Genomic DNA, 8829 nt, shown 5'->3' with positions numbered 1-8829 from the left:
CCCAGGCGCCGCCCTGCGGTGGCTGGCCCCCCTGACCGGGGCCGCCCGGACCGCCGGGTCCGCCGGAGCCCTGGCCGCTGCCCGGGGCGCCCGGATCGCCGAAGCCGGCGACGGGGGGAAGTGGAGCGGTGTGGTGCTCCGGCTGCTGCCCCGAGGACGCGGGCGGTGCGGACGGAGCGGGAGGTGCGGACGGTGCAGGCGAAGTGGGTTCGGACTTGCTCATGCTCTGCCCCTGACGGTCGGCGGCTTCGGGCTCGGAGGCGCCGGCAGCAGCTTCGTTCGCCTCCCTGTCCTGCACCGCGGGGGGCGTGGAGGCGGGCCCCGCCGCAGGCGAAGCGGCAGCGCCCTCGTTCTCGGTGCTCACAGGTATCTCCTCATCAGCTACACGCCGTCGCAAGCCGGGAGGTTCAGCACTCCGGCATTCCGTGCACAGCCTTTCCCATCGTGCGTCAGACGGACGTAAGACGCCGCCCGAGCCCGGAATCCCGTCCTTTACGGCGGGCATACGCGCGCGCCCCGCAGCAGGCCCCCCGGCGGTCGTCCTCGCCCCGATGGCACGATAACCCGGTGAGCAATCACATCGGCCCCGGGTCGCACGTCTCTCCCGCACGCCCCTCCCGTCCCGTCTCCGTCGTCGCGCACCGCGGCGCCTCCGAGGCCGCGCCCGAACACACCCTGGCCGCCTACCGGAAGGCGATAGAGGACGGAGCGGACGCCCTGGAGTGCGACGTACGGCTCACGGCGGACGGCCACCTCGTGTGCGTACACGACCGCAGGGTCAACCGCACCTCCAACGGCCGCGGCGCGGTCTCCGCGCTTGAACTCGCGGACCTGGCCGCCCTCGACTTCGGCTCGTGGAAGCGGGAGGGCCCCGACGAGGACCCGTACGAGTCACCCGACCAGGAGGCCGGCGACCGTACCTCCGTGCTCACCCTCGACCGGCTGCTGCGCCTGGTCGCCGAGGCTCCCCGCCCCGTCGGGCTGGCCGTCGAGACCAAGCACCCCTCGCGCTGGGCGGGGCAGGTGGAGGAGCGGCTGCTCCAACTCCTGGAGAAATACCGGGAGTCGGTGCCCGATGTACGCGTCATGAGCTTCTCGGCGCGCTCCCTGCACCGCGTACGGGCGGCGGCGCCGCACATCCCGACCGTCTATCTGATGCAACTGCTGCTGCCGCGCCACCGCGACGGGCGCCTGCCGCCCGGCGTCTCGATCGCCGGGCCGAGTCTGCGCATCCTGCGGGCGCGCCCCGAGTACGTGGAGCGCGCGCATCGGCTGGGCAACGAGGTGCACGTGTGGACGGTGAACGAGCCGGAGGACGTCGAGATGTGCGTGCAACTCGGCGTGGACGCCGTGATCACGAACAGGCCACAGGAAGTGCTCGCCCAACTCGGCTGAGACGACGCGGAATTGTCGTCTCCGTGTTACGTGCGACACATGACGCGCCCGCGCGCGGCCCTCGCGCGCGCCCCAATTCACCCCGTTTACATGGCTCTTACCTGGGGTGCATCGATGCATTCACTCTGTATTCGATGCCATGGAATGCGTCAAGCGCTCCCGCGTGGCCGGTTTCCGCCAGACGTTCCCGGGGCATCCATCGAATTGGCGTGGGGCAAAGGAGGTCTCGGGGGTGGCGTTGGTTATGGCACAGAACGTGCCTGCTTCGTCGACGATGGCCGTACCTCACGGTCCCGCCGGAGTGGGGGCCGCACGGCGCAGGATGCGCGCCGACCTGCTGGCGGGAGGGGCTGCGGAATCGGTCGTCGACGACGCCGTTCTGATCCTTTCCGAACTGCTCAGCAACGCGTGCCGGCACGCACGCCCGCTGAGCCAGGACGAATCCGTACGCGCGAGCTGGAATCGCGACCGCGACGGCGAGTTGACCATTTCCGTGACGGACGGCGGGGGTCCCACACGGCCCCTTCCGGCGACTCCGTCGGTCAGCGCCCGCGGCGGCCGTGGTCTGAACATCATCGGTGCGCTCGCCCGCGATTGGGGCGTACGCGAGGAGCATCCCGCGATCACCGGCGGAATACGGGCGTCCGGCTGTGAACCGGTACGTGGCGTGACCGTTTGGGTCGTACTGGCGGAGAACACCAGCGCCGGACCGGGACTCACGGACGGCCTCGCCTTCGACATGGCGGCGGCCGACGAGGCCTGCTGAGGCACGGCACGCTCAACTCGCTCCGTACGGGCGGGAGTCGGGCCGAGGGTACGTACGTCCGCGGGGCGGCGTGCGTACGCCGGCGCGCGCCGGTCCCGGACCGCGGCGCCCCGGTGTTTCCGCGTACGTACGGACGACACGCGGAACGCCGTACGTGCCGGGACTCAGCGGCTAGGGTCGGTCGTTCGGATCGCGGACGGCGACGGGCCGTCCCCCGGTACGGCGATCCGGGCACACGACGCGCGACGACGCCTCCCGTACCCGCCGGACCGCCGAACGGGCCCGCGGGAGCGGACCGTCGAGCCGGCCTCCGCCCGCCGGAACGGCAGCACGCCACGACGGCGGCACGCCACAACGCCAGACCCCCGACAGCAGACCTCGACAGCAGACCTGGAGAACCGCACGCCATGGCCAAGAAGCGCCGCCCCCAGACCAAGGCGACAGCACCGCAGCACGTCGACGGGGAGATCCCCGTCGTCGGCGCACGAGAGCCCTGCCCCTGCGGTTCCGGACGCCGCTACAAGGCGTGCCACGGACGGGCCGCTTCGCACGCCGTCACGGAGTTGGTGCGGCGCCCCTTCGAGGGACTGGCGGGCGAACCGGACTGGGTCGCGCTGCGCGAACTCGTCCCCGCCGCGACGGCCCGACTGACGCTCAAGGACGGCCTGCCCGAGGGCGTTCCCTCCGTCACGCTCGCCACGGTGCTGCCGATGGCGTGGCCCGCGCTGCGGCGCGACAACGGCGAAGTGCTGCTGGGGCTGCAGAACGACACCGCTTCGGGTGACATCAGCCGGGACCTCGCGGACACCCTCCAGCGTGCGCTGGAGGCGGAGCCCGGTTCGCCCGTGGACGCGGGGCGTCCGGATCCCGACGGTCCGCGGCTACAGGACCTGCTCGACCCGGAGGCGTCCTTCACGCCGGAGGTGCACAGCGGGTTCGAGTTCTGGCTGGGGGACGGGAGCGACAGTGCGACGGGTGAGGTCGCCGCGTCGCTGGAGCGTGCCAATTCAGCCGCGATTCCCACGGCACGGCTGTCCGTGGGCGAGGGCGCGTACTGGTGCGAGACCCCCGAGAAGAATCATCTGCGCTGGGTCATGACGCATCCGGAGGAGAAGCTTCTGGACGCTCTCGCGCGGCTGCACTCCGCGGGCACCTCCTCGCTCGGCGAGGAGACCCGGCTCGTCGGTTCGTTCAGGGCGCACGGTCTGGTGGTTCCCGTATGGGATCTGCCGAGCGGCATGACCTCGGAGGACTGCGAGAAGCCGGCCGCCGGCTTCCACGAGCGGCTCACGGAGGCGCTCGCCTCGACGACGGCGCTCACCGCGGACGAACGGCGCGCGCGCAGCGGCCTCATGAACCGGCAGATCACTCTGAGTTGATCGGAATAAACCGTTCCGTGAGGGAGGCAGGGAGAAAGTGTGCCGTGACACCGGTCACATCCGGCCGTTGAATGCGCATACCGGCAGGTAAATCGACGTCCGGATCTGCGCGATCGAATTTGCTAACGGCAGATCTCTTGTTACCTTTCTAGAAGCCCGGTCGCTGGTGCATCCCCCGTCGCCAGCGACCGGGTTCTTTGCTGTCCGGGTCCGGAGCGACGAGCACGCCGCTCCCTCAACTCACCGCCGGGGCAGCACAGTTGGCGTCTGAGCGCGGCAGAGGGCCGCGCCCCGCCTGTGCCCCTCGGTACCGTCCGCAGGCCGTCTCCGCACAGCTCTCGCTGCCCGTACGGGTCTTCTCGCGGGGCGGTCTCACCCGTCCCGTTCCACCGGAAACCGACAGGGCACCGGCGACGGGCAACACGGCAGCGGGCACAGCGCTGTTGACGAGCGTGCTCAGGGGTGCTCGGGGGTGCTCGGGACGGCGGGACCGGGCGCCGCCGGAGGGAACCGTTCCGCGAAGGTGCTGTGAATGTCTCGGGGCGCCGCCGCCCCTCAGCCGCGGCGGAGCGCCCATGTCCCGTACGGGGCCCGGCAGTTCATACCCGTACGAGTGATGCGGCCGAGGCGGGCGCCGACCGCCTCGCGCTCAATACGTCAGGCTCGTACCGGAGTCGGGCGCCGTGGCGCTCGCGGCCACGAGGACGTCGAGGACGCTCTCCATGCGGGGCAGGAACGGGACGCCATCCGTGAGGCCCGCGCCGCGCCGCGCACCGCGCGCGCCCTCGTCACGCCGGCCGAACAGGCCCCGCCGGCGCGGCCTGTTCGCGCCGGTCCCCTCCGCACCGTCCGAACCGTCCGCGGCGACGGGCCCGCGCTCCCACCGCACACGTCCCGCCCCGGTGTGGGACGGCGGCAGCGCGACATAGCCGCCCTCGCCGTGGAAGCGGAGCGAACTCGGCACCCAGTCATGGGCGTAGAGGCGCTCGCCCAGCTCCGCGAGGTCGTACGGCTCGACGAGGAGCGTGCAGCGGGTGGGCGTCGCGACGACCGGACCGAGGCGCTCCCCGCGCCGGTCGAACTCGGCGAGCGCACGGGCGCCCGCGATCGCGGGGAGGCTCAGCGCGGACGGCGCGCGCCCCCCGGTGGCCAGAATCAGCGGCGCGGAGGGCCGGTTGGTCCACCACCAGGTGATCATGCGCGGATCCGTCGTGGCGGCGAGCAGCACGGGGTCGAAGGGGTGCGCGCCGGGCACCGCACAGTCGGCGTCCGGACACGAGCAGACAGCGGAGAGCGGCCGTTTGGAGTTTTGCGCGCCGCCGGACGAGGGAGAACCCGAGAGCGAGGAGACGGACAGGGGAGGGACGAGGGTCGCTCCGGGCAGTACGGGCCACCCCCAGCGGGTGGCACAGTGCAACGCCGCGTTGAGCGGCGAGGACCGGTTCATGCGTCGCCTTCCGAGGATCTCGCGCATGTGCGCTCGTTCCTTTCCGTGAACGCCGACAGATCGTCCCGACAGAGATCGTTCAGCCCATCACAACAGGTCACTTACCACTCACTGCACGTAAGAAGAACTCGGTCGTACCGGAACCCGTGCGTGGAACACTGCGGTGTGCGGACGGGCCCTGCGCTCGTGCGCCGTGCCGCCACCTGGTGCTGGTGCCCTCGATAACGCTTGGTATTGCGCCTGTGCTGGCCGTGCTGGCTGTGCGTGTCCGCCGAACCGGAAAGGGGAGGCCACTGCCTTGTATGACGCGCTCTTCCCTCACCGGGTTCCGTACCCGCGACAGCTATGCCGATGCTCCGGCCTGCGCTTCCTTGGGATCGTGGAAGCGTGCAGATGTGCGGGGCTGGTCCAGTCGACAGCAAATGCCGTCTCTGGCAGACGATTTTACGCCAACCTTCTGCAACCGCGGCCCGCCCCCCTGAAGTCAACAGCGGCACGTGGACACCATGCGTAGTGCAAGGACAATGCTGGACATCCCGTTACCGCTACGTGTACATCTTGTGCATTGCCAGCGGAGCAGCGTGACATGGGGGTTTGCGATGCAATGCAGAGAGAGGCGGCACGGCGGGAGAACGCTCCCATGAGTGCCCCGCAACGGTCGAAAGTGGCCGGATTCAAACCCGTGATCTCCCCTCCGCAGCAGACTGCGCCTCCCTCTTCCGACGCGTCCGCTGAGCAGCTCGCCGCCGTCCACGACCGCCTGGCGAGCTGGGTCACCGATCTGACGACGCTTCAGGAACTGGCCGAACGTCTCTCCGGCACCCCCACCCTCGACGACGCGCTCCGCGAGACGCTGCGCGCGGGCGCCACCCTCGTCGGCGCGCAGCGCGGCCTCGTCGCACTCGAACCGCCGGACGGCGAAAGCCCGGAGCGCACCATCGGGCTCGGGCTCGGACGTGCCGACATCGGCGAACTGGAGACCGTTCCGCGCAGTTCGTCCTCGTACGCACGGATCCTCGACGGGCTGCCGTCCGTGCCCGAACCGACCGACGGCGTACGGCTGCGCGAGGCCGCCGACGAGGAGAGCGGCCTGGGCCCGGGTCGCGGTGAGGACCGGGGCTACCCCGAGATCACCCACCCCGACATCGCCACCGACGACACCCTCGACCCCCGCCACCGCGAGGTCGCCGCCCGCCTCGGCTACGCCGCCAGCTACGCGACGCGCATCGCGACCGCCGACGCCCCCCGTATCGGCGCCGCCGTCTGGCTCTACGACGAGCCCGCCGAGCCGACGGCCCGGCAGCGCCATCTGCTCGGCCTCTATCTGCGCTGCGCCAGCGAGCAGATCGCCCGCCATCTCGAACTCGCCCGTACCCGCGCGGAATTGAGCGCCCTGCGCGAGGGGCTGCTGCCCAGCAGGCTGCCGCGGGTGCCGGGCGTCGCCATGGCCGTACGGCATCTGACGGGGCCGGGCGGCGGAGGCGACTGGTACGACGCACTGCCGCTGCCCGAGGGCGCGTTGGGGCTCTCCGTCGGCGGCGTCACCGGCAGCGGTCCGGGCACGGTCGCGGCGATGGGGCGGCTGCGCGCCTCACTGCGCGCGTACGCGGTGATGGAGGGCGAGGATCCGGTCGCCGTCCTCTCCGATCTGGAGCTGCTGCTGCGGCTGACCGAGCCGGCGCGTTCGGCGACGGCGCTCTTCGCGTACGCCGAACCGTCCGCACGCCGCGTACTGCTCGCCGGTGCCGGGCACTGCCCGCCGCTGATCGTCGGGGAGCACCGCACCGAGTACGTCGAGACGACGCTGTCGGCGCCGCTGGGCATGCTGGCGTGCTGGGAGGCGCCGAGCGTCGAACTGACGCTGCAGCAAGGAGAAACGCTGCTTCTCTACAGCGACGGGCTGCTGCACCGCACCGGTGAGGAGATGGACCGGGCCTTCGCGCGGCTGCACGCCGCCGCCGAGTGCGCCCCGGCCGCCGTACGGGCCGAGCCCGAGGCCCTCCTCGACCATGTGCTGCGCACGGCCCTGCCGAGCGGCGGCGTCCAGGGCTCCGGGCGGCCGGTGCGGCAGGAGCAGCACGGGCATCCGGGGAGCACCGCCGAGGACGTCGTACTGCTCGCCGCCCGGTTCTGAGCGGGGCCGCCGCTCCGCCAGGCCCCGGTGAGCGGGCCCGTGGCCCCCAGGAAACCAGCTTCCGCACCTTTGGCGGCCCCCATACGATGGAGAGCGGTCGACACCGGAAACTGGAGGCAGACGTGGCGGAATCCGCTGACGAGCAGCCGATCAAGCAGCGGAAGAACGGCCTCTACCCGGCCGTCTCCGACGAGCTCGCCGAGAACATGAGGACCGGCTGGGCCGACACCGAGCTGCGCGGCCTGGAGCCCGTACCGCAGGCGGGGCACACGGCCGAGCGGCGCGCCCGTCTCTCCGCGCGCTTCCCCGGTGAGCGGCTGGTGATCCCCGCGGGCACCCTCAAGACCCGCTCCAACGACACCGAGTACGCCTTCCGCGCCTCCGTCGAGTACGCCTACCTCACCGGCGACCAGAGCGAGGACGGCGTCCTCGTCATGGAGCCGGACCCGGCGGGCGGCGGCCACCAGTCCACGCTGTATCTGCTGCCCCGGTCGAACCGGGAGAACGGCGAGTTCTGGCTCGACGGCCAGGGCGAGCTGTGGGTCGGGCGGCGGCACAGCCTCGCCGAGGCGCAGCAGCTCTACGGCATCCAGTGCGCGGACGTCCGCGAGGTCGCCGGCACGCTGCGCGCGGCCACCGGGCCGGTGCGGGTGGTGCGCGGCCACGACGCGGGGGTCGAGCAGGCGCTCGCGGACAAGGTCACCGCCGAGGGCGACAGCGCCCTTCAGGTCTTCCTCTCCGAAATGCGCCTGGTGAAGGACGAGTTCGAGATCGGCGAGCTGGAGAAGGCGTGCGCGTCGACGGTGCGCGGCTTCGAGGACGTCGTACGCGTGCTGGACAAGGCGCAGGCCACGTCCGAGCGTTACATCGAGGGGACGTTCTTCCTGCGGGCGCGCGTCGAGGGCAACGACGTCGGTTACGGCACGATCGCCGCCGCGGGCCCGCACGCCACCACGCTGCACTGGGTGCGCAACGACGGCGACGTACGCTCCGGCGAACTGCTGCTGCTGGACGCGGGCGTGGAGACGCACAGCCTCTACACCGCCGACGTCACCCGCACCCTGCCGGTCGGCGGCACGTTCACTCCGCTCCAGCGGAAGATCTACGACGCCGTGCACGAGGCGCAGGAGGCGGGCATCGCCGCCGTCAAGCCCGGTGCGAAGTACCTCGACTTCCACCTCGCCGCGCAGCGCGTCCTCGCCACGAAGCTCGTGGAGTGGGGCCTGCTCGAAGGGCCCGTGGAACGTGTGCTGGAGCTGGGCCTGCAACGGCGCTGGACGCTGCACGGCACGGGCCACATGCTCGGCCTCGACGTGCACGACTGCGCCACCGCGCGGCGCGAGAGCTACGCCGAGGGCACGCTGGAGCCCGGAATGTGCCTGACCGTCGAGCCGGGGCTCTACTTCCAGCCGGACGATCTGACCGTGCCCGAGGAGTACCGGGGCATCGGCGTACGGATCGAGGACGACGTCCTCGTCACCGCCGACGGCAACCGGAACCTCTCCTCCGGTCTGCCGCGCAGCAGTTCGGACGTGGAGGAGTGGATGGCGCGGCTGACGGGCTGATCACCGCGCGGACCTGGGGTCACCGGTCGCCGCACCGCGGCGCCGGTCCCCGGGCGCACAACCGGCACAACTGATTCCGCACATGGTTCGTCACACAGCGGCTCCGGAATCGGGCTTACATGCCTAACCTTGCATGTGTCCGG

Annotated in this window: 6 protein-coding genes and 1 pseudogene; 5 read left to right on the top strand and 2 right to left on the bottom strand. The window is 71.5% G+C overall.

All coding sequences use genetic code 11. The annotated features are described in order from the left end of the window. Positions 1–364, bottom strand: a pseudogene (locus tag AN218_RS37445) (hypothetical protein); the annotation flags it as partial. Positions 365–567: 203 nt separating this feature from the next. Here AN218_RS37445 and AN218_RS09530 point away from each other — a divergent pair. From AN218_RS09530 to AN218_RS09520, 3 genes are all read left to right on the top strand, one after another. After that, positions 568–1395 (top strand): glycerophosphodiester phosphodiesterase, encoded by an 828-nt coding sequence (locus AN218_RS09530; RefSeq protein ID WP_079131984.1) that lies wholly within the window; start codon positions 568–570, stop codon positions 1393–1395. A gap of 244 nt (positions 1396–1639) precedes the next feature. Next, positions 1640–2161: an ATP-binding protein gene (locus AN218_RS09525; protein ID WP_420855954.1), complete on the top strand. Its 522-nt coding sequence runs from the start codon at positions 1640–1642 to the stop codon at positions 2159–2161. 407 nt (positions 2162–2568) lie between these two features. Then, on the top strand, positions 2569–3540 hold the full coding sequence (locus tag AN218_RS09520) for a DUF5926 family protein (protein ID WP_070016329.1): 972 nt from the start codon (positions 2569–2571) through the stop codon (positions 3538–3540). Between the two features lie 649 nt (positions 3541–4189). Here the strand turns inward: AN218_RS09520 and AN218_RS09515 are convergent. After that, complete coding sequence (locus AN218_RS09515; protein WP_070016328.1) at positions 4190–5014, bottom strand: bifunctional DNA primase/polymerase; 825 nt, start codon at positions 5012–5014, stop codon at positions 4190–4192. A 613-nt stretch (positions 5015–5627) separates the two neighbouring features. Between AN218_RS09515 and AN218_RS09510 the strand changes: the two genes are divergently transcribed. Together AN218_RS09510 and AN218_RS09505 are read left to right on the top strand one after the other, a co-directional pair. Continuing rightward, entirely contained in the window at positions 5628–7121 is a 1494-nt protein-coding gene (locus tag AN218_RS09510) for a PP2C family protein-serine/threonine phosphatase (RefSeq protein WP_244900379.1), read from the top strand. Positions 7122–7207: 86 nt separating this feature from the next. Beyond that, positions 7208–8686 (top strand): aminopeptidase P family protein, encoded by a 1479-nt coding sequence (locus AN218_RS09505; RefSeq protein WP_070016326.1) that lies wholly within the window; start codon positions 7208–7210, stop codon positions 8684–8686. The last annotated feature ends 143 nt before the right edge of the window (positions 8687–8829 follow it).

This window comes from Streptomyces nanshensis (assembly GCF_001751255.1).
GTDB classification, from domain to species: Bacteria; Actinomycetota; Actinomycetes; order Streptomycetales; family Streptomycetaceae; genus Streptomyces; species Streptomyces nanshensis_A.
Note: the sequence above shows the minus strand (reverse complement) of the source record. Positions and strands in the feature narration are given on the sequence as shown.